20 protein-coding genes are annotated in these 21,180 nt (G+C 64.4%); 16 read left to right on the top strand and 4 right to left on the bottom strand.

What is annotated here, in order from left to right:
- Positions 1 to 120 precede the first annotated feature (120 nt).
- From ACOJB8_RS25260 to ACOJB8_RS25270, 3 genes are all read left to right on the top strand, one after another.
- On the top strand, positions 121 to 1,116 hold the full coding sequence (locus tag ACOJB8_RS25260; RefSeq protein WP_475014891.1) for an aldo/keto reductase: 996 nt from the start codon (positions 121 to 123) through the stop codon (positions 1,114 to 1,116).
- Between the two features lie 216 nt (positions 1,117 to 1,332).
- On the top strand, positions 1,333 to 2,079 hold the full coding sequence (locus tag ACOJB8_RS25265; RefSeq protein ID WP_069266601.1) for a glucose 1-dehydrogenase: 747 nt from the start codon (positions 1,333 to 1,335) through the stop codon (positions 2,077 to 2,079).
- 128 nt (positions 2,080 to 2,207) lie between these two features.
- Positions 2,208 to 3,515, top strand: coding sequence for a chloride channel protein (locus ACOJB8_RS25270; RefSeq protein WP_342948822.1), 1,308 nt, complete (start codon positions 2,208 to 2,210; stop codon positions 3,513 to 3,515).
- A gap of 33 nt (positions 3,516 to 3,548) precedes the next feature.
- Here ACOJB8_RS25270 and ACOJB8_RS25275 read toward each other — a convergent pair whose 3' ends face one another.
- Both ACOJB8_RS25275 and ACOJB8_RS25280 read right to left on the bottom strand, forming a co-directional pair.
- Positions 3,549 to 4,190 (bottom strand): DUF1109 domain-containing protein, encoded by a 642-nt coding sequence (locus tag ACOJB8_RS25275; RefSeq protein WP_069266603.1) that lies wholly within the window; start codon positions 4,188 to 4,190, stop codon positions 3,549 to 3,551.
- Positions 4,187 to 4,732 carry a sigma-70 family RNA polymerase sigma factor gene (locus ACOJB8_RS25280; RefSeq protein ID WP_069266604.1) on the bottom strand — a complete coding sequence of 182 codons (546 nt, stop codon included), beginning with the start codon at positions 4,730 to 4,732 and terminating at the stop codon, positions 4,187 to 4,189. Before ACOJB8_RS25280 ends, ACOJB8_RS25275 begins: the two co-directional genes overlap by 4 nt.
- 38 nt (positions 4,733 to 4,770) lie before the next feature.
- Here ACOJB8_RS25280 and ACOJB8_RS25285 point away from each other — a divergent pair, with 38 nt between their 5' ends.
- From ACOJB8_RS25285 to ACOJB8_RS25310, 6 genes are all read left to right on the top strand, one after another.
- Positions 4,771 to 5,352, top strand: coding sequence for a cytochrome b/b6 domain-containing protein (locus tag ACOJB8_RS25285; RefSeq protein ID WP_475014895.1), 582 nt, complete (start codon positions 4,771 to 4,773; stop codon positions 5,350 to 5,352).
- Between the two features lie 56 nt (positions 5,353 to 5,408).
- A complete protein-coding gene (locus ACOJB8_RS25290; protein WP_475014897.1) occupies positions 5,409 to 6,185 on the top strand; it encodes a molybdopterin-dependent oxidoreductase in 777 nt (258 codons plus the stop codon).
- 105 nt (positions 6,186 to 6,290) lie between these two features.
- Entirely contained in the window at positions 6,291 to 6,554 is a 264-nt protein-coding gene (locus ACOJB8_RS25295; RefSeq protein ID WP_475014899.1) for a pentapeptide MXKDX repeat protein, read from the top strand.
- 117 nt (positions 6,555 to 6,671) lie between these two features.
- Positions 6,672 to 7,073 carry a hypothetical protein gene (locus ACOJB8_RS25300; RefSeq protein WP_069266716.1) on the top strand — a complete coding sequence of 134 codons (402 nt, stop codon included), beginning with the start codon at positions 6,672 to 6,674 and terminating at the stop codon, positions 7,071 to 7,073.
- A gap of 109 nt (positions 7,074 to 7,182) precedes the next feature.
- The gene (locus ACOJB8_RS25305; protein WP_069266608.1) at positions 7,183 to 7,563 is read left to right on the top strand and encodes a hypothetical protein; all 381 of its coding nucleotides are present in this window, start codon (positions 7,183 to 7,185) and stop codon (positions 7,561 to 7,563) included.
- Between the two features lie 94 nt (positions 7,564 to 7,657).
- Positions 7,658 to 9,205 carry an MltF family protein gene (locus ACOJB8_RS25310; protein ID WP_475014901.1) on the top strand — a complete coding sequence of 516 codons (1,548 nt, stop codon included), beginning with the start codon at positions 7,658 to 7,660 and terminating at the stop codon, positions 9,203 to 9,205.
- Between the two features lie 7 nt (positions 9,206 to 9,212).
- Here ACOJB8_RS25310 and ACOJB8_RS25315 read toward each other — a convergent pair whose 3' ends face one another.
- Entirely contained in the window at positions 9,213 to 10,148 is a 936-nt protein-coding gene (locus tag ACOJB8_RS25315) for an alpha/beta hydrolase (protein WP_475014903.1), read from the bottom strand.
- Positions 10,149 to 10,272: 124 nt separating this feature from the next.
- On the opposite strand from ACOJB8_RS25315, the gene ACOJB8_RS25320 reads away from it, so the two are divergent.
- The 3 genes from ACOJB8_RS25320 to ACOJB8_RS25330 all read left to right on the top strand — a co-directional run bounded on the left by ACOJB8_RS25320 (position 10,273) and on the right by ACOJB8_RS25330 (position 13,292).
- Complete coding sequence (locus tag ACOJB8_RS25320; RefSeq protein WP_475014905.1) at positions 10,273 to 11,184, top strand: LysR family transcriptional regulator; 912 nt, start codon at positions 10,273 to 10,275, stop codon at positions 11,182 to 11,184.
- A 66-nt stretch (positions 11,185 to 11,250) separates the two neighbouring features.
- A complete protein-coding gene (locus tag ACOJB8_RS25325; protein WP_475014907.1) occupies positions 11,251 to 11,778 on the top strand; it encodes a DUF6496 domain-containing protein in 528 nt (175 codons plus the stop codon).
- Positions 11,779 to 11,843: 65 nt separating this feature from the next.
- The gene (locus ACOJB8_RS25330; RefSeq protein WP_475014909.1) at positions 11,844 to 13,292 is read left to right on the top strand and encodes a 3-deoxy-D-arabino-heptulosonate 7-phosphate synthase; all 1,449 of its coding nucleotides are present in this window, start codon (positions 11,844 to 11,846) and stop codon (positions 13,290 to 13,292) included.
- A gap of 39 nt (positions 13,293 to 13,331) precedes the next feature.
- Here the strand turns inward: ACOJB8_RS25330 and ACOJB8_RS25335 are convergent, their stop codons facing one another.
- The gene (locus tag ACOJB8_RS25335; RefSeq protein WP_475014911.1) at positions 13,332 to 14,249 is read right to left on the bottom strand and encodes a hypothetical protein; all 918 of its coding nucleotides are present in this window, start codon (positions 14,247 to 14,249) and stop codon (positions 13,332 to 13,334) included.
- A gap of 144 nt (positions 14,250 to 14,393) precedes the next feature.
- Here ACOJB8_RS25335 and ACOJB8_RS25340 point away from each other — a divergent pair, with 144 nt between their 5' ends.
- From ACOJB8_RS25340 to ACOJB8_RS25355, 4 genes are all read left to right on the top strand, one after another.
- Positions 14,394 to 15,251 (top strand): M15 family metallopeptidase, encoded by an 858-nt coding sequence (locus ACOJB8_RS25340; protein WP_475014913.1) that lies wholly within the window; start codon positions 14,394 to 14,396, stop codon positions 15,249 to 15,251.
- Between the two features lie 132 nt (positions 15,252 to 15,383).
- The gene (tssM, locus tag ACOJB8_RS25345) at positions 15,384 to 19,241 is read left to right on the top strand and encodes a type VI secretion system membrane subunit TssM (protein ID WP_475014914.1); all 3,858 of its coding nucleotides are present in this window, start codon (positions 15,384 to 15,386) and stop codon (positions 19,239 to 19,241) included.
- On the top strand, positions 19,238 to 20,248 hold the full coding sequence (tagF, locus tag ACOJB8_RS25350) for a type VI secretion system-associated protein TagF (protein WP_342948813.1): 1,011 nt from the start codon (positions 19,238 to 19,240) through the stop codon (positions 20,246 to 20,248). Before tssM ends, tagF begins: the two co-directional genes overlap by 4 nt.
- Positions 20,232 to 21,179 carry an OmpA family protein gene (locus ACOJB8_RS25355; RefSeq protein WP_342948812.1) on the top strand — a complete coding sequence of 316 codons (948 nt, stop codon included), beginning with the start codon at positions 20,232 to 20,234 and terminating at the stop codon, positions 21,177 to 21,179. Before tagF ends, ACOJB8_RS25355 begins: the two co-directional genes overlap by 17 nt.
- The last annotated feature ends 1 nt before the right edge of the window (position 21,180 follow it).

Below are 21,180 nucleotides of genomic sequence, written 5' to 3' on the forward strand. Positions count from 1 at the left end.
ATTGTGGCCCTGAGTTCCAGCGCCTTGGATACCTGCTCCTGACAGCCAGCTACACTACGGGCGCAGAGGCCGTTGAAAGGCCTGCCAGACAACTGCGCAAACCACAGGAGGAGCACGCAAATGACGCTTTCGAAGAGAAAATTTGGGCGGACCGGCTGGAACGTGTCCGAGATCGGCTTTGGTGCATGGGCAATCGGCGGCTCGTGGGGAAGCGTCGGCGAAGACGACGCCAGAGCCGCGCTGAACGCCGCGCTCGATAACGGCGTCACGTTCATCGACACCGCCGACGTCTACGGCGACGGCCGCTCGGAGCGCATTATCCGGGACGTGCTGCGCGAACGCGGCGGCGAGCGCCCGATCGTGGCGACGAAACTCGGACGCCGGCTCGATCCGCATGTGACCAGCGGCTATCTGAACAAGCGCGAACTCGAAGGCTTCATCGACCGGAGTCTTTCGAACCTGGGTGTCGACACGCTCGACCTCGTGCAATTGCACTGCCCGCCGACGGAGGTCTACTACCGCCCCGAGGTATTCGACGCGATGGACAGCTTCGTCGCCGCCGGCAAAATCCGCTTTTACGGCGTTTCGGTCGAAAAGGTGGAGGAAGCGCTGAAGGCGATCGAATATCCCAATGTGGTCTCGGTGCAGATCATCTACAACATGTTCCGCCAACGGCCTGCCGACCTGTTTTTCCGCGAGGCGCTAAAGAAGAATGTTGCGGTCATCGCGCGAGTGCCGCTCGCGAGCGGCATGCTCACCGGCAAATTGTCCGCGGATTCCGTTTTTGCGGCGGACGACCACCGTGCGTTCAATCGTCATGGCGAGGCATTCGACGTAGGCGAAACGTTCTCGGGCGTGCCTTACGACGTCGCCTTGAAGGCGGTCGATGAACTGCGCGGCCTGGTACCCGTGGACGCCTCGATGGCACAGCTCGCCCTGCGCTGGATACTCATGGAAGACGCTGTCTCCGTCATCATTCCGGGCAGCAAGAACGCGGCCCAGGCGGCGTCGAACGTCTCGGCGGCAAACCTCGCGCCGCTCTCCGACGCGGCGATGCAACGCGTGCGGGACGTTTACGAACACTATATAGCGCCGCACGTCCACCAGCGCTGGTAAAAGCCCTTGCGGTCGAGGCCGCAGGAATTTCTGCGCCCGCTTACCCGATTTTGCTCCGCCCCGATTGTTCGGCTGATCCTGCCAGTCAATTCGCGCCAGGCCGCTTTATCGCGGCGGCGTGGACCTTTAGATTCGCAATAGTCGCCGGCCGATGGCTTCATACAAGCCAGGACGCCGGTTCCATTCGATGCTGCGACATACGGTAAGGAGAACATGATGGGCAAACTTGCAGGCAAGGTGGCAGTCGTCACGGGCGCGTCGAAAGGCATTGGCGCTGCGATCGCCAAGGCCCTCGCGGCCGAAGGCGCTTCGGTGGTCGTGAACTACGCGAGCAGCAAGGCGGGCGCCGATGCGGTCGTGAGCGCGATTACGGCCGCGGGCGGCAAGGCGGTTTCCGTCGGCGGCGACGTGTCGAAGGCGTCCGACGCACAAGGCATCATCAGCACGGCCGTCGAAACTTACGGTCGCCTCGACATCCTTGTCAACAACTCGGGCGTCTACGAGTTCGCGCCAATCGAAGAGTTCACGGAGGCGCAATACCGCAAGCAGTTCGACATCAACGTGCTCGGCGTGCTGCTCACCACGCAGGCGGCCGTAAAGCATCTTGGCGAGGGTGCGAGCATCGTCAACGTGAGTTCGGTCGTGACGACGGTCACGCCACCGGGAACGGCTGTCTATAGCGGCACGAAGGGCGCGGTGGATGCGATCACGGGCGTGCTGGCACGCGAACTGGGACCGCGCAAGATCCGCGTGAATGCGATCAATCCCGGCATCATCGAGACAGAAGGCGCACACGCGATCGGCGTCATCGGATCGGATTTCGAAAGCCAGACGGTCAGCCAGACGCCGCTCGGACGCATCGGTCAGCCGGACGATATCGCCTCGGCCGTCGTGTTCCTCGCATCGGACGACGCCAAATGGTTGACCGGCGAGCATATCGTCGCCAGCGGGGGCCTGCGCTAAGGCAGGTGGGTGAAACTGGCTGGCGCGAAAAAACGCGTGCGTGCTAATCTCCTGAAGATCGGTCGTGCCGCCTGGGTGGCGGCACGACCGGCAACGCTTCGGAAAGAGGAGTTTGGCCAAGCCGCCTCATGCGAGTTTCCGACCTTGTAGACAGCCGCACGATTCTGCGCAGCCGGCGGCGTTGGCTGTATTTCGGCGTGTTCTGGCTCGGCGCCATCGCGACGGGACTGGTCGCGGTCATGTACGCGCGGCTCGTCGACTTCGGTTACTCGCTCTTTGTGCAGATGACAGGCCACAACCGGTGGCTGCCACTCGTCATCACGCCGGCCATCGGTGCGTTCTGCGTATGGGCCACGCGCCGCTGGTTTCCGGGTTCGGAGGGCAGCGGCATCCCGCAAGTCATCGCAACGCTGCACGACGTGCGCAAATTCGGCCCGCGCCTGCTCACGCTGCGCATCCTGATCGGCAAGATCGCCCTGTCGTTTCTCGCCATTGTCGGCGGATTCACGATTGGCCGCGAAGGGCCGACCATCCACGTGGGCGCGGCGCTCATGTACAGCCTCCGGCGCTTCTACCCGGCGCGCCTGCGCAGCATGTACGGCGTCGGCCTCGAATACAAGCTCGCGCTCGCTGGGTCCGCCGCGGGCCTTTCTGCCGCATTTAATGCACCGCTCGCGGGCGTGGTCTTCGCCATCGAGGAACTCACGCGCAGCTTCGAAGCACGAACGAGCGGCGTGATCATCACGGCCATCATCTTTGCGGGCGTCGTCTCACTCGCGCTGCAAGGCAACTATGTCTATTTCGGCACGATCGCCATCGGCAGTCATATGCCCGATCTGCTCGCGGTCGCCGTCATCCTCGTCGGCGTGATCACCGGCCTCGCAGGCGGCGTGTTCTGCTGGCTGCTGCTCAACACCGAGCGATGGATGCCGGCCCGTTTGTTCGCTCTCCGAAAGGAACGGCCCGTGACGTTCGGCGCCGTGTGCGGTTTATTCATCGCCGTGATTGGCGTGGCGAGCGGCGGCAATCTGTTCGGCAGCGGCTATGCGCAAGCGCGCGGCATGCTCGAGGGTCATTCACAGCTCGGCGTCGCCTATCCCGTGCTGAAAATGGCCTCGATGGTGGGCTCGTACCTGCCGGGCACGCCGGGCGGCCTCTTTGCGCCGTCGCTGGCGATCGGCGCAGGCATCGGCAACGTGCTGCACATGGTGTTCGGGCAGATGCAGTTGCCGATGCTGATCGCGCTCGGCATGGTCGGCTATCTGGCCGCCGTCACGCAGAGCCCGATCACGGCGTTCGTCATCGTCATCGAAATGATCGACGGGCACGCGCTCGTGATCTCGTTGATGGCAACGGCGCTCGTGTCGAGCCAGGTCTCGAAGCTGTTCGCGCCGCCGCTGTACGAAGCCCTGGCGCAACGCTTCCTGAAGCAGTGACGCGCGCTCACGCGCGTCGATCCTCACGCGCCGTTACCAGCGCAGCAACCGCGGCCCCAGCCACGCGCCAATGCCGGCGGGCAGCAACATGCCGATCACGTACCAGACGCTCCAGAACGCCGGGCTCATCTCCGGGCAATGGAGGCAATACGCAATGGTCGCGAGCGCGCTCGCAAAAAGCCCGGCTGCCGCGCCCGCTGCGCGCAGGCGGGTGGGCGCGAGACCGCGCACGGCCCAGAAGACGGCCACAAACGTCGGCACCGAAAGCAGCACGATATTGAACGGGCACGTGCGCCATGTGAGGCCCATCACGAGCGGTATGCGTTGCGCGGGCGCCGCGTCGCCCAGTGCGAGCCACGCGCCCGCCAGCACGGCGACGAACGGCAGCGCGACCAGCGCCCACGCGTAGCCGCCGCGCCGGCCCGGCCGCCCGAGGCGGCTGACCGCGAGCGCGGCGGCGGCCGCGACACACAACGGGAACGCGAGCTTCGCCCAGAAGATCGGCGTGTGCATGACACTCATGAGATCGTGCCGCACGCCGAACACCACGCTCATCAGCACGACCGAGCCCGCAAAACCGAGCGCCAGCGCCCGCGCGAAGCGGCGCAGCACAGCTTTGCGGTCCACGCGCGCATCGCCGGCGGCGAGCAGGTTGATCAGATCGTCGGTTTTCATCGCGCTCCCCTGATGCGCGTGGCAAGCGCCTTCAAACCGCGATGAATGCCCACCTTGACCGCCGATTCGGAGAGCCCCGTGAGCTTCGCCGTCTCCACGACCGAAAGCCCTTCGAGCTTCACGTGGACGATAGGCAGGCGCTGCTTGTCGGGCAATTGCTCGAGCAGCTTGCCGATATCTCGGCGCGCCTGCGCGGGTTCGTCGTCGGGCGCGGCGAAGAGATCGGTGTGATCTTCGAGCGGATCGTTGAGCACGTCGCGGCGTGCGCGCGAGCGGAAAAAGTCCATCAGCTTGTAGCGGGCGATCGCGTGCACCCAGGCCGTGAGCGGTTCGTCGGGGCGCCATGTGTGACGCGCGTTGTGGACCGCCAGCAGGATCTCCTGTACGAGGTCCTCGACGTCGTCGCGCAACTGCGGGATGCGCCGGCGCAGGTAGCCGCGCAAATGGCGCGTGAGTTCCTCGAGGAAGTCGCGATACGCTTGCGCGTCGCCTTCGAGGCCGCTGACGAAAAGCGCTTTGAGACGGGTTTCCGCGGTGTGCAAAGGTCGTCCTGAATGATCGCGACGGTAGGTTAGCGGGCTTGCGGGCATGGCGCTCGCCTGGTCTTGCGAAGGCGAGCTTTCAAAATTATTACGAGCACCGCCATATTCGCGCCCGTTCGCGTGAGCGTAGCCGAACGCTTCGCGCGGGCTTCGTCATTCCCACCTCGATCACGCTCGGCGGCTGGCTCGGCGGCGCACTGCAATGGCATTTCGCGGCAATGTGGCTGCTGTTTTTCAACGGCCTCGTCTATCTCGCCATGAATCTCGCCACCGGCCGCTGGCGCACGAAGTTCTTCCCGCTGAGCCTGCGCGCCGTGCTGCACGATCTGCGCGCCGCGCTCATGGGCCGGCTTTCTCACGCTGACTTAAGCCAGTACAACGCCGTGCAGAAGCTCGCCTACCTGGTTGCGATTGCCGATCTCGTCGTCCTCGTGCTGTCGGGCCTTGCGATCTGGAAGTCGGTGCAGTTTCCGCTGCTGCGCGAGTCGATGGGCGGATACGACCGCGCGCGCGTCGTGCACTTTTGCGCGATGTCCGTGCTTGCGGCGTTCGCGCTCGTTCACGTGACGATGGTCGCGCTCGTGCCGCGCTCGCTGCTCACCATGCTGCGCGGACGCTGAACGCGCCGCCCAATCCTGTTTGAATCACCGTCCTTCGATATCGATAAGGATTCCAGATGAACACGATCGACCGCAAGATCATCGCAATCGACCGCGCAGCGATCCTTGCCGATGCACGGCGCGAACTCGACATGCCGTCACGGCGCCTGTTCGGCAAGCGCATGCTCACGCTCGGCGGCCTCTCGCTGCTGACAGGCTGCACGATTACCGACGACGCCTCGGTCAACACGTTCCTCACCGCCGTTTCCCGGCTCAACGATCGCGTGCAGGCATGGCTGTTCGACCCGACCGGGCTCGCACCCACGTACAGCGAAGCCCAGATCACGCGCCCCTTCCCCTTCAACGCGTTCTATAGCGAAAGCGAAGCGCCCGTGGTCGATGGCGACGACTATCGGCTCAGGCTCAGCGGGCTCGTCAAGGGCCAGCGCGTCTGGACGCTGCCCGAGTTGTACGCGCTGCCGCACGCCGAGCAGATCACACGGCACATCTGTGTCGAAGGCTGGAGCGCGATAGGCCGCTGGGGCGGCACGCCATTCGCGCATTTCCTGCGCCGGGTCGATGCGGATCTCACCGCGCAATACGTGGGCTTTCGCTGCGCCGACAACTACTACGAAAGCATCGACATGGCCACGGCGCTGCATCCGCAAACCTTGCTCGCTTTCGACTACGACGGCGAGCGCCTGCCGGCGAAATATGGCTATCCGATGAAGCTGCGCATGCCGACGAAGCTCGGCTACAAGAACCCCAAGCACATCGTCGAGATTTTCGTCACGAATACGTATCCAGGCGGCTACTGGGTCGACCAGGGCTACAACTGGTTCGGCGGTTCGTGACGTCTTCCGGCCGCCGCCTGATACGCCACTTCATGCGACGGTTCTGTTTCACTTCCGCCCGCAAAAGGGGCAACGTTTTTTTCCACCCAGCAAGGAGCAATGCAAATGAACACGATCCGATTCGCAGCCATCGCCATCTCGGCCGCCCTGTTGAGCATGAGCGCGGGAGCATTCGCGCAGGCAAGCGGCGCGATGTCGAACGACGCCATGTCGAAGGACTCGATGCAGAAGGACGCCATGGGCAAAGGCGCCATGTCGCACGATACAATGAGCAAAGGCGGCGCGATGAGCCATGATCAGATGAAAAAGCCGATGAAGCCCGACGCCATGGGCATGGATCATCCGGCGTCGGGCGCCATGGCGCACTGAACCGTCGTAACGCGCTCCCGGCGTCGCTTGCCAGGAGCGCATCGCGTGCGCCCCAGCACAATGCGCAAGCGATGCACGATTTCCGCGGGGCCGCACACCCTGCACTGGGAGTACGTGATGGGAAGCGAATGGCAACGCCGCCTGAAATTGTTCATTCAGCGCTTCTGGCAGCCAACCAGCGCATGCATGACCTGCATGCCGGGGAGCTGGGGCAACATCATGAGCCTGCCCCATTGGACCATTGCATTCAAGACAGGACTGTTCACCGGCGCGCTGGCGGTGCTTCTCACCTTCACGCCAGCAACGAAGTGGTACGCGAATCGCTATGGCAACGCGCTGCTGGTGGGCTGCCTGACCATCATCGGCGATGCCTACGCACACACGAGTCACTATCGCATTCATGTTCTCGAACACATTGCGACGGGGGTCGTCGCTGGCCTGATCGCGCTCGCAGCGTCGTATCTGTTTGACGAGCGAGCGCGCCGCATACGAACGCTATGGACGCGCCTGACCGGGTGATTCACGAGGCGAAGCGGGCTTCCGCATAGGCCATAGGTCCGATTGACTGCGCATCCACGCATGGCACCCTTCGACAAAGCCGTCCTTTGGCTCATCGAAGGGGAACCCAATGCGCGCCTGCCGATACGTGGTCCTTTGCGCTTTGCCATTCACGATCGTCGGCTGCAACACGCCGCCCATCCCACCGGGCAAGCCGGTCGATATTCCGACCGCCCTCGAGCAGGTCCTCACGGGCCTGTGCAATTTCAGGAAGGAACAGGCCGAGCGCAAGCAGGATATGGGCGTCGCAATCGACACGGTCACCGTGGAACTCGACTTGACCGTCGACGGCGCAAGGAATCCCCCTGTAGCGGTCGCGCCGGATATCCAGTTCATTCCCACGGTGAGCTATGGGCAGATCATCACGGCGAACCGGGGCAGCCGGCTTACGCTCACCCTGAAAGGCGCTGGCACGCACGGCGGCTGTGACGTCATGACATCGCCAAAGTAGCGGCTGTTCGTTTTCGCTATAGGACCATGGGCCCATAGCCAGATCGTGCGGTTGTGACATGATGGGAGGGCGCGTCACACTCGGCCCTGGCACCATGCGCATTGTTCATACGTTGCTGATCATCCTGGCTTTCGGGACGAGTGTTGCCAGCCGGCCGACAGGCTGCCTCGCTGCCCAGGGAACGCCTGCGCAAGCCGCGGCGTCACAGGCCGCGACGGCTGCACCAGCCAGTGCGCCATCGCCCCCTGCGGCCCCCACCCCCACCGCCACGCGCCGGCTCAACCTCGCCATCCAGCCGAAGTTCGGCGATTTCGATGCCATGCTCGACCGCAGGCTGATCCGCGTGCTGGTGCCATACAGCAGGACCCTCTATTTCAACGAGCTCGGTCATGAGCGAGGGCTGACCGCCGGGCTCATGCGCGACTTCGAGCGCTACCTGAACAAGACGTACCAGAGCAGCCTCGGCAAGCGTCCCTTGACGCTCGTGATCATCCCGACGACGCGCGACCAGCTCCTTCCCGCTCTGCTGGCCGGGAAAGGAGACATTGCCGCCGGCAATCTGACCGTCACCGAAACGCGGCTCAAGCAGGTCGACTTCGTCGCGCCGCGCGACCGCAAGCCGGTTCGCGAGCTGGTCGTCACCGGTCCGAAGTCGCCCGCGCTCACCAAACTCGACGACCTGAGCGGCAAGACCGTGCACGTGCGTGCGAGCAGCAGCTATTTCGAGAGTCTGACCGCCCTGAACGCGCGCTTCAAAAAAGAAGGCAAACCGCCGATAAAGCTGGTATTGCTGCCCGATGCGCTCGAGGACGAGGACGCCATGGAGATGCTCAATGTCGGGCTGGTCCAGATTCTCGTCGTCGACGACTGGAAGGCGAAATTCTGGGCGCAGGTGCTGCCGGGCATCGTGGTGCATGACGACATGGCCGTGCGTGACGCCGGCTATATCGGCTGGGCGATTCGCAAGCAGAGTCCGAAACTCCAGCAGGCCATCACCGACTTCTACGTTGGCTACGTGAAAAAGCAGAGCGTGGCGGAAGTGCGTCTGCAGCAGGAACTGCAGCGCGTCAAGCAGATCACCAGCAATACGGAGGACGCCGAACTGAAGCGCTTCACGCAAACGGTCGGTCTCTTCGAGAAGTACGGCGCGCAATATCGCTTCGATCCATTGATGCTTGCCGCGCAAGGGTTCCAGGAATCGCAGCTCGACCAGAGCGCCCGCAGCCACGTTGGCGCGATCGGCATCATGCAGCTCATGCCGGCGACCGGCAAGGAGCTGGCCGTCGGTGACATCCGCGTGACAGAATCGAACATCCACGCCGGCGCGAAATACCTGGACCTCCTGATGTCCCGCTACTTCCCGGATGCGCACTTTTCCGACTCGGACCGCGCCCTGTTCGCGTTTGCGAGCTACAACGCGGGTCCGGCCAGGATCGCGAAGATGCGCAAGGAGGCGGCCGCCCGAGGGCTCTCGCCCGACAAGTGGTTCAACAACGTCGAGATCGTGGTCGGCGAGAAGATCGGGATCGAGACGACCACTTACGTGCGCAATATCTACAAGTACTACGCCGCCTACCGGCTCGTACAACAAGCGCAGGCGGCACGCGAACGCGCCATCGGGCAGGCGCGCAAGCAGGGCTGAGGCAGACTTACGCGTCAGGCGTCCAGCACCGCGAGATGAATCTCGCGACTTCATCCAGCGCATACCGCGCACTCGACAGCTCGTGCGTGGATCGCTGGAACACGTGGTGCAGTCCTTCGTAGATTTCCAGTTGCACCGTTGCGCCCTGCTCCGCTGCAGCCGCCGCGTAACGTCGCGCGTCGTCGAATAGCAACTCGTCCGTGCCCACCTGGAGCGCGATGGGCGGCAGGCGCCCGGGAATGGCATGCAGCGGCGACGCGCGTCCATCCGTGGGATCGCCAGCCCCAAGATACGCTGCGGCGGCATTGGCGAGCACCGGCCGCGTCAGAACGGCATCCCGGGTCGCATCGCTCTTGAACGACGGCCCTGTCAACGCCAGATCGACCCACGGCGAGAAAGCGGCCACGCTCGCAATGTTCAACGTGCGCGGTTCCTCCACACCCAGAGCCGCCAGTGCAAGGGCGCCGCCCGCGGAGTCGCCGACCAGCGAGACTTCGCGTATGCCGCCGTTCGCCAGCCATCGCAGCGCGGCGAGCACGGCATCGTGCGCCGCGGGAAACGGATGCTCGGGCGCAAGCGGATAGTCGAGCACGAAGGTATCGACACCGGCGCGCACCGCGATCTGGCTTGCGAAACCGCGATAGCCCGATGCAGAGCCGAGCACAAAGGCCCCGCCGTGCAGGAACAGGATCGCGCGATGGGCAGGCGCGGCGCGCGGCCGAATCCACCACCCTGTTGCGTCCGCGTTCGCGATGCTCTCCATGCCGACGCCGTCCGCGACCGGCGTCTGCGCGGTCATGGCGTCGTACGCCTCGCGCATCGTTCCGTCGAATTCGTCGAAAAGCCGCTGCGTGCGCTCGATCGAGGCCCTCGCCGCCTCACGGTCGTCTTCGCTCAGGCTGTGCCGCACTTCGGTCAGGTTTGTGCGTTGTCCGATGCTCATCATGGCTCCTTCGTCGCGTGAATGCGTTGTCGATGGGCATGACGATATCGATTCCACTCAGGGCATGGAAGACGGTCAGATGGAATAGAATCCATTCCAGTCAGGAAGTTTTGGGGAAGGGAAAATGGACCGGCTCGACGCGCTCAAACTTTTCATTCGCATCGTCGAAAGCGGGAGTTTCGCCGCGGCGGCCCGCGACATCGGCGTGGGTCAACCTGCGGTCAGCAAGCAGATCGCGTCGCTCGAGCGTCATCTCGGCGCTCAACTGGTGCGGCGCACGTCGCGCAGCATGACGCTCACCGAGACCGGTCAAACGGTCTATGAAGCGGGCTTGCGCATCATTGGCGACTTCGCCGATCTCGAGTCCTCCGTCGGGCACGGCCAGCTGTCTCCGAGCGGGCTGATCCGCGTCACCGTGCCACCGGTCTTTGGCCGGCTGTATGTCGTGCCGCACCTGCCGGTGTTTTTCTCCCGCTATCCGCAGGTGTACGTGGACCTTTCCGCAACGGAGCGAGTCGTCAATCTCGTCGAGGAAGGTTTCGATCTTTCGGTCAAAAGCGGACCGCTTGCCGATTCCTCAATGATTTCGAGGCATCTGGCCTCGAGTCCGGTCGTTGTCGTCGCGACACCGCAATACCTCGAAAAGCATGGGCGCCCGGAACGGCCACAAGAGATCGAACGGCATGCCTGTGTGGTTTTCGCGCCCCTGCACGAGCCGCGGGCATGGCGTTTCGGCAACGTCGAAGGGCCGGGCCTGCAGGTTCCGTCCGGCAATTTCCGCACCGGCGACGCGGAGCAGATTCGCGCTGCCGTTCTGGCCCATTTGGGCCTGGTTCAGGCGCCGGCCTGGCTCTTCGCAGCGGAGATCGCGAGCGGCGAGGTCGTCAGCGTGCTGGAAGATTTCGCGCCGCCGCCGTTGCCCATCCACGGCGTGCATCCATCGGGCAGACGGCTGCCGAACAAGACTCGCGTGTTTCTCGACTTCGTTGCCGAAATCCTCGCGACTGCTCCGCGGCCGGCTTTCGTTGCGGTCTGATGGCTTTGCGCCTGTGCGGAACGGTGCTTGCTGGGATAAGTGGGTCACTCATCCAGGAGAGCCAAAATGCCCGAGAAGAAAACGATCGAGCGTGCGCGCGCGGACAAGCGCGCAGGCAAATCTGCCAGTACCCAGGCCGGCGAGTTCGTGAAGGAGGAATTCGATCGCGTGCGCGAAGGCAAGCATGGCGTGCGTTCCGCGAAGCAGGCTGTCGCGATCGGCCTCTCGAAGGCGCGGCGCGCCGGTGTGGAACTGAAACCGCCGGCGCCAGGCAAAACCAGCGAAGCGACGCGCAAGAAGGCCGCCAAGGATAGCGCGGCGGGCCGCGGCGAGAAAACGGGCCGCGCGAGTTCGGAATCGAAGGCCAAACGCTCGCGTACGACGACGCAAGTGCTCAAGGGCGAGAGCCGGGAGGGCGCATCGCCACAAGCCGCGTCGAAACAGGCGAAGACCGCGGCGGCGCGCCGCCCCGCGGCCAGCCGGTCGGCGGCCGCGAAAAAGGCTGCGCAGACGAAGGGCGCAGCGGGCCGTTCCGCCGCGGCAAAAAAGGCGGCGAAGACACGCGCCGCGCGGGCGCAGCACACCCGCCACTAGCGGTAGCGCGGGGTTATGAGACTATCTTCCTCATCGCCCCGCACGCGCGTGCTGCACAATCGCCGATGTCCTCACCCGCTCTGCTGCTCGAACAGATCCTTCGCGACGTCCCACGCCGCTATCGCTTGCCGCAAGAGCCCGCGGCTTCGGCGCTGCCGCTTCGTCACGCCAATCCGGCGACGGCTCTCGCACGCGTCATCGAACAGGCGCGTGAAGCCATCGCACATGGCGGAGCACCCGACGCGACGCTGAAGCCGCGTTTCATCGACGCGCTCGCGGCCATGATCACGGAGGCGATGCACGCCGATTCCGGAGACCGGGCATTTCAGGCGATGGTGCTGCGGCACCGCGCGCCCCACGTACGCGAATTTGCCTCGCTTTCGGCCCAGGCCGATCAGGACCGCCGGCAGATCCATGCTGCGGTCAACGCGATCGCGCATCCAGCCAAACAGCAGCGCGCCCTCGAGGCCTGGCAGCGCGAAGCGCTTGCGCGGCTGCATGCGTCCGCGGCATTGGCGCACCACGAGGCCCATTACGCGGGACTCCATGAAACCGCGCGAGACCTTCTCGCTTCGCCGGAGCTTGCGAAGGGCTCGGCTTTCGAACCCGCGCTGGCCGATCTGCAGAACAGTCCGGCACTGGCGCGCTTGTGCCGGCTCGAAGCCCTGGCGCCCGACCCACTCGTGCAGCAATACGTATCATTGCTGGATGCGTATGGTCCGCGGCCGGGTACGCCGGCGGCCGTGGCGCAAGGCCGGGCATCGCAGCGACGCGGCGCGGCTGTCGAAGCGCTGGCCATCCAAGCCCTCGAATCTCTGGCTCAAAGGCTCAACGCGGCGCAGGAGAACCCGCACGCGTACCGTGTCGTGAGTTCGATGCGCGTTCCGGCCTCGATACCGGGTTCGCACGAGCGCGCCAAAACGGAATGGGACGTGGTCCTGCTCGAGCGGCTGCATGCGAAGACCTTCGATATCGTGCCCGTCTGGAACGTGCGCCTGCTCGTCGAAGCGAAGGCATCCGTCGAATCCGCAACGACCGACCTGCCGCGGCTCATGCGCGGTTTGCGCCTGCTCACGCACGCTGAAGAAAACGTCGTGTATACGTTCGAGACCCAGCAGGGGCCCGTGCGACTGCACGGCGCCTCGCTACGCGCGCAAGGCTTCGACGAGTGCGGCTTGCTGAACGCCGTGCTCTATTGCTGCGACGCGCCCGCCAACGGCGTTTCGCGAATGCTCAACGCCGCGAGCCGTATGCAGCTTTTGTCCGCACCGGCGAGCCTCGAATACGCCAGCACCCAGTGGGACGGGCGCCATGCGGATCCGGAAATACTGGCTGCTGTCTGGCAGCACCTCACGCAATCGTCGCGCTGGCATGCCGTGCTCGACCAGTATTCGATGCTGCGTCTCGTGCGCGAATTGATGGTGCACCCCGATGACCTGATGGCCACGATTCGCGATGCAACGGGGTGCTCGCCGGGGTGTTCACAGTACACAGCGAACGAACGGCCTTGTTGACGTGCGCGTGCGTGCGTTCGAGAGAGGCGCGCTGACGCCTCAATGCTCCGTGCTTGCGCGCGCCGCCGCGGGGCACGCCGGATCCTTGCCCCAATGCCCGTCGCACACGCGCCAACGGCAAAGCTGATCTTCGAAGAAGCCCTGTTCTCCGCACGCCTTGACTTGTTGCGCGAGCGTGAGCTTGCCAGCCGCCGGCTTCGACGCGTGCGCGGACGCGTCCTTGCCATCGCCCGGCTTGGTGCGGGCAACGAGCACGGCTAGCAGATCGACATCGGAATCGTCCTTCTGGCCGCCCGGACGCGCATCGTGTCGCTTCTTCGCCAGCGTTTCACCCTTGGTGCTTCCTGCATGCGCGGCGCTTTTCGCTTCGTGGCGGGCTTCGGCGCCCTTGGCCGGATGCTTGTGATTCGCGTCTACGGACGCGCTCGCCTGCGGCGCCGCACCGCCCGCCGGTGCGCTCGCTCCGGCATCGCGCGCGCCATTGGCCAACGCACGCGAAAGCCGGCCATTGTCGGGTACCGTTGCGGACGCAACGGCGTCGGGTGCGGGCTTCGCGTTGTCGGCAGTTTCGTCGTCGCTCACGATGGTGGCGGCGTGCGAAGCCGACGCCGTATCATGCGCGCTCGCCGCGTTCGCGACGGTTGGCGCTGCCCCCGTAGGGGCAGCTATCGGTGCAACGGCGGTGGCAGCCGCCTGCGTCCCGGCGTTCGCTGGTGCGCTGCGCTCGGCCACGTGCCAGGCGCCGAAACCGGCGGCGCCGATCAGAACCAGCGCCCCGACCAGCATCGGCGTGCGCGAACGCCGACCTGTACCAGGCGGCGCGGCCGGCGGCACGACGCGGCCCTCGAGATTCGCGAGGATGCGCGAGCCGCCCGGTTGTGCGCCCGGGACGCTGGCTGGCGTGTCGGCGAGGAGGCTGGGGGCAGCCTTGGGGGTAGAGTTGTCCGGCGCACTCATTCACTGTCTCGTTGGAATCGTGCTCATTGTGCTCATTGAATTGAGCCTGTTTCACCGCAATAATACGAGGCGGCCCAACTTCGGGCAGCGCTGATTCTAAAATCAAGCATTACAAAAAACAATTGCCACTCCGCGGGTTCGCTTTTGGTCGCCATTGCTCTCGTCGCCTATTTTGCCATTGCCGTACCACTGGCCGCACTCTTGCTGCTGCCCGCCGTACGCGCATCGCTTTTCAGCACGTTATTCGAATTGCATAATTTAATTATGCGTCGCGCTTCAGCAAGCGCCACTCACGCCCGGAGTCAGTTCTTTAAGTCGGCAAAAATTTCTCATTCGAGAATGGCCGATATGAAAAATATACTCGTCAGGCGGCGCTTGCTGATTTTCATTACCGCAGGTATTCTTGCGACGCCGCCGCTCATTGCCATTACATTGCGCGGTCATCAGTTATTTCAATACGATGACACGCCCCGGGTGCCGGACGAAAAAATCGCTGCCTTGCTGAACGGCGAGCAGCTGGTTCCACCGCCGCCGCTGCCTCCCGAGGTATTCGCCACGAAGGAGGTCGAGCAGGTGCGGCCCGCGCTGCACGACGCAAGCCGCGACTGGAATCTGCTGGATGCGGATTTCCGCACGCGGCTATTGCTCGTCTACAAGATCATGCGCGAGCAATACGGTTATGAAATGGCACTACTGGAAGGTTACCGCAGCCCCGAGCGGCAAAACAGGCTTGCGCAAATGGGCGGTAATGTGACAAACGCGGCAGCTTTCCAAAGCTATCACCAATATGGACTCGCGGCCGATAACGCATTTCTGCGTGACGGCAAGCTCGTCATTTCAGAAAAAGATCCCTGGGCGATGCGGGGTTATCAGTTATACGGCCAGGTGGCCGAGCAGGTTGGCCTGACCTGGGGCGGACGCTGGAAATTGATGGACCTGGGCCACGTCGAATATCACAAACCCGGCTTCGTTCTGGGTCGCGCGCCGGCAATTGTTAAATGAGGCGCAGCGGGAAATAAATGGGGAGTTTTATGGGGCGTTCATTCATTCTGCCGGGCGGCAAAACATCTTGCTGCGTGACGACACCGCACACCACGACAAACAGCACCCAAGGCACCAGGACCTGAACGGCTTATGCAACGCTTCTTCAACGTGTTGACAAACACGCGCACGCTCTCTGTCGTCGGCGTGATCGCGCTCGCGGCCGCATTGTTCATCGCGGCCGATGCACTGCAAATCAGCCCGGTCTGGCCCGCTGCCGTGCTCGGCGCGCTGTTCGCGATCTGGCTCGTGTTCTGGCTCTGGCGCCGCGCGCGCGTGCGGCGCGCGAACCGCAAGCTCGGCGACATGCTGGAGCAGCAGGCGCAGACCGATAACGGAGAGCCCGCACCCGCCCCTGCCAGGCAGGCGGAGCTGGATGTGCTGCGCACGCGGCTCGTCGACGCCGTAAAAACCATCAAGTCCTCGAAGATCGGCCAGCTTTCGGGCGGCTCGGCGCTGTATGAGTTGCCGTGGTACATCGTCATCGGCAATCCTGCAGCCGGCAAGAGCAGCGCCGTGCTGAACTCGGGCTTGCAATTCCCCTTCGCCGACAAGCACGACGCCGTGGTGCACGGCATTGGCGGCACGCGCAACTGCGACTGGTTCTTCACGACCGAAGGCATCCTGCTCGACACAGCGGGCCGCTATTCGGTCCACGAGGAAGACCGCACCGAATGGCTCGGCTTTCTCGGCCTCCTCAAGCGCCATCGTCCGAAAGCGCCGATCAACGGCATCATCGTCACCGCGAGCATCGCGGAACTCACGGGCAACCGCCCCGAGTTCGCCATCAACCTCGCGAAGAATCTGCGCCAGCGCGTGCAGGAACTGACCGAAAAGCTCGAAGTGTTTGCGCCCGTGTACGTGATGTTCACGAAGGCCGACCTGATTACCGGCTTCACCGAATTCTTCAGCAGCAACGACCGCCAGGAGTACGACCGCGTGTGGGGCGCTACCCTGCCCTACGAGCCGGATGAGAAGCGCGATATCGTCGCGCTGTTCGACGAGCGCTTCGAAGAGCTTTACGAAGGCCTCAAGGAAATCAGCATCGCGCAGATGTCGCTCAGCCGCGGCAAGCAGCTCTCGCCTGGGCAACTGAGCTTCCCGCTCGAATTCTCGGCGATCAAGCCGGCGTTGCGCGCGTTCCTCGCTACGCTGTTCGAGAACAACCCTTTCCAGTACAAGCCGATCTTCCGCGGCTTCTATTTCACGAGCGCGCTGCAGGAAGGCGAAACCAGCAGCGCCGCCGCGCAGCGCATTGCCAACCGTTTCGTGCTCTCCGCCGAGGGGCTGCCCAAGCCGCATAGCGCGTTTTCCAAAAACGGCTTCTTCCTGCGCGATCTGTTCTCGAAAGTGATCTTCGCGGACCGGCAAACGGTGAAGCAGTTCGCGAGCCCTGCCAAGACGCGCCTGCGCTATGCCACGTTCTTCGGCTTCGTCGCGGTGCTCGCGCTCGCGCTGGGCGGCTGGACGTGGTCGACCATCGGCAACCAGCAGCTCGTGGCGAACGTGCAGGCCGATCTCGACAACGTCGAGCGCATGCAGCAGAACCGCAACGACCTGCAGTCGCGCCTGCAGGCCATGGACATTCTCGAAGACCGCATCGAGCAACTCGAGCAGTTCCGTCGCGACCGCCCGCTCGCCGTTTCGCTCGGACTCTACCAGGGCGACCGGCTCGAACAGCATCTGCTCGAAGAGTATTACAGCGGCGTACGGCAGATCATGCTGACGCCCGTCTCGCAGAATCTCGCCTCGTTCCTCAAGGACGTGGACGCGCATCCCGAACTGCTCGCGCCGATGTCGCATACGCCCGATTCGGGTGCGATTCCCGTCTCGGCGCACACGGCAATGGCGGCCGGCAGCCAGGGCGGCCTCTATAGCGCCGCCTCGCCCACGAGCGTCGAAGACGCGTACAACGCGCTCAAGACCTACCTGATGCTCTCCGACAAGCGTCACGTCGAGGCCGCGCACCTGACCGACCAGATCGCGCGCTTCTGGCGTGGCTGGCTCGAAACGAATCGCGGCAACATGCCTCGCGACGAGATGATCAAGAGTGCCGAGCGCATGATCACGTTCTACCTCGCGCGCGTCTCCGACGACGACTGGCCGATGATCGACGCGAACCTGGCGCTCGTCGACCAGACGCGAGAAAACCTGCGCCACGTGGTGCGCGGCATGCCGGCGCGTCAGCGCGTGTACGAGGAGATCAAGGCGCGCGCCTCCACGCGTTTCGCGCCCATGACGGTGGCGCGCATCGTCGGCGACACGAATACCTCGCTGATTGCGGGCAGTTACGCGATTTCCGGCACCTTCACGCGCGAGGCGTGGTTCCAGTACGTGCAGCCTGCGATCCGCGACGCCGCAACGAAGGAACTGCAAGCGAAGGACTGGGTGCTCAACACCTCGGCGCAAGACGATCTCACGCTCGAAGGCAGCCCCGAGCAGATCCAGAAGGCGCTGGTGTCGATGTACAAGACCGAGTATGCGCAGAACTGGCAGAAGTTCATGCAGGGCATTGCCGTGCAGGACTTCGGCACGTTCGGCCAGGCCGTCGATGCGATGAATCGCCTGGGCGACCCGCAGGATTCGCCGATCCGCAAGATCCTCGAAACCGCGTACGACCAGACCTCGTGGGATAACCCATCGCTCGCGAGCGTGAGCATCAAGCGCGCGGAAAGCGGCGTGACGGGATGGGTCAGGCAATGGTTCTCGCGCATGTCGGGCAACACTGCCACGGCCAATCTCGACCTCAACGGCAATCCGGTCGAGCCTTCGATGGGTCCGATCGGCCAGGCATTCGCGGGGCTGGGCCGCATGGTCGTGACGCACGATAACGCGTCGCTGCTCGGCGGCTACATGGACTCGCTCTCGAAGGTGCGCACGCGTCTTAACGTCATCAAGAATCAGGGCGACCCGGGACCGGGCGCGCGCCAGCTCATGCAGCAAACGCTGGACGGCAACGGCTCCGAACTTTCCGATTCGCTCAAGTTCGTCGACGAGCAGATGCTCACGGGCTTGACCGACGCGCAGAAGAAGGCGCTGCGCCCGCTGCTCGTGCGCCCGCTCATGCAGGCCTACGCGGTGGTGATCCAGCCTGCGAGCGTGGAAGTGAACAAGGTTTGGAATGCGCAGGTGTACCAACCGTTCCAGGCCTCGCTCGCGAACAAGTACCCGTTTGCGGGGAGCGCGAAGATCGAGGCCGGCGCGAGCGAAATCGCCCAGATGTTCGGGCCGGACGGTGCGATTTCGAAGTTCGTCGGCACCACGCTCGGGCCACTCGCCGTGCGCCGCGGCGACACGCTCTCCGCACGCACCTGGGGCGACATGGGCCTCACGCTCACGCCCGACTTCACGACCGGCTTCGCGCGCTGGGTGGCGCCGCTTGCGGGCGGCGCGGCGGGCGCGGGACAAGGCTCGTCCGAGCCGCAGACCGTGTTCCAGATTCTGCCGCAGCCGTCGAGCGGCACGACCGAGTACACGATCGCGATCGACGGCCAGCAACTGCGCTACCGCAACACGCCGCCGCAGTGGACGAACTTCGTCTGGCCCAATCCTCAGGGCGCGCCGGGCGCGACGCTCTCGGCCACCACGTTCGACGGTCGCACGATTCAGTTCGTCAACGAGCCGGGACGTTACGGCCTGGAGAAGCTCATCAACTCGGCACAGCGCACGCGCCATCCGGACGGCACGTTCGACCTGACGTGGACGCAAGGCAGCGTGACCGTATCGGTGAGCATGCGCATCGTCAGCACCTCGCAGCCCACGGCTGCGAGCAGTAACGCGCCGCAGCAGCAAGGTTTGAGCGGCGTGCAACTGCCCTCTTCGATCGCAAGCGTCGGGACAGTGAACAGTGCGGCTGCCAACCCTGCGGCCGGCGCGAGTGCGTCGCCCGCCGCCGTGGCCGCCGTGACAACATCGGCGGCCCCCACTCAGACAGGAGGAACCGCGCAATGACGCAGTCCGTTCAGGCGCAGATCGCGTACTTCGGCAAGATTCCGTCGCGCGGCGACTTCGTCAAGAGTGCTCACAATCCGCAGCTGCTGCAGACACTGGACCGCTGGATCGCACAGGCGATGGAACTGCTCGCCGACGATCCGCGGTGGAAGATCGTCTATGCCGAAGCGCAGCCCATGCACTTCGCGTTTCTCGGCTCGCAGAGCAAACTCGCGATCGCCGGGCACATGGTGGCGAGCCAGGACCAGTCGTCGCGGCGCTTTCCGTTTCTCGCGGCCACCGCGCTCGAAGTCGAGCAGCCGCTCGCCTTTCTCGCGCGCAGCCCGCTCGCCTTCGCGCGGCTGTGGTCGCGTGCCGCGCAGCAGATGCAGCCGCTCCTTGGCACGAGCGAACCGGCGGGCGCGCTGCATGCGCTCGGCGAAACCCAGGTTCCCGTGGATGTGGGCGGCGTGGGCAACCCGCACGACGGCACCTTCAACGACTTCGTCGAACACCAGACGCTCGAAGGCCTCGAGCGGATGCTGCTCGCGAGCGGCCACCCCGTGCGCCTGCGCGGCGCGATGCTCGCGCTCGGCTCGCTGCTGCGACCAGTGATGACGAGCGGCTCCTCGCATCTGGAGCGCGGCCTCACGCTGCCGCTGCCGGTCGACCCGTTCTACCGCAGCCTCGTGGCCGCATTCTGGCTGGAGCTGATCGCGCCGTTCGTTTCGAAGGCGGACTTTGAACTCGCTATCTTCATCGGCACCATCGCGCAGCGCGAGCGGCTCATCGTCGGCTTCAACGGCGCATCGGCCCGGACCCTGCACAGCGTGGTTGATCCGCAAACCTACGCCGCCCACAACATCGATATCGACGATCCCGAATGGATCGACGGTCACGCACAAAGCGACCATGGCATCAGCAAACTCGTCAGCTACCTCGATCAGCCGCAACTGTCGCTGCGTCTTGCGATCGACACGTTCCAGGAAGCGTTCGTTGGGGAGGCTGGGCATGCTCGGCGCGGATAAACAGGCGCGCGTTCCTGTGCGTACGGCGATGGCTGCGGCGCTCTCGGCTGCCGTGTTGGGATTCGCTGGCTCGAACGCGTGGGCCGACGATGCGAGCCCTGCTCGCGTCACGCCCGTGAACAACAGCGGCGCGCAGGTCAGCACGACTGAGCTTCCTGCGGCGAACCCGGCCGCCTCTACGGCTGATACTGTTCCCCGCTCGACCGCCACGTCCACGCCCGCGCCTGTCGATACGGCGCCCGGCCAGGTCGTGGCAGGCGGCAAGGTGCCCGACGAAGCCACGCACGCGGCTGTGCTCGCTCGTCTGCGCGAGACCTATGGCGCGGCGAACGTCGTGGATCAGATTGAAGTGGGCGACGTAGCGACGCCGCCTAACTGGTCGGATAACGTGCAGAAGCTGCTCAACGCGCAGCTCAAGCAGATCCATAAAGGACAACTGAAGATCGACGGCACGCAAGTCGACGTGCGCGGCGAGGTGGGCAACGAGGCCACGCGCCAGCAGATCGCGAGCGACATGGCCACCGCGCTCAATCCGACCTATACGATTCGCAATGGGTTGCGTGTGAGCGCGTCCGAGCAGGGGCTGCTCGACCAGACGCTCGCGAATCGCACGATCGAGTTCGAAACGGGCAGCGCGACGCTCACGCCGCAAGGCCGCGCGATTCTTGATCAGATGGCGGCCGTGCTCGTGAAGATGAATACGCGTACTGTGGCGATCATTGGGCATACGGACAACGCGGGCAATCGTGCGTCGAATATCGCGCTGAGCCAGGCGCGCGCCGATGCTGTTAAAGGGTATCTCGTCGGCAAGGGGATCTCGCCGCAACAGATGACGGCGACTGGTGTGGGTCCTGACCAGCCGATTGCTTCGAACGATACAAACGACGGGCGTGCGAGGAATCGGCGGATTGAGTTTCGGGCGGGGTTGTAGG

The organism is Paraburkholderia sp. BR10141 (assembly GCF_056155635.1).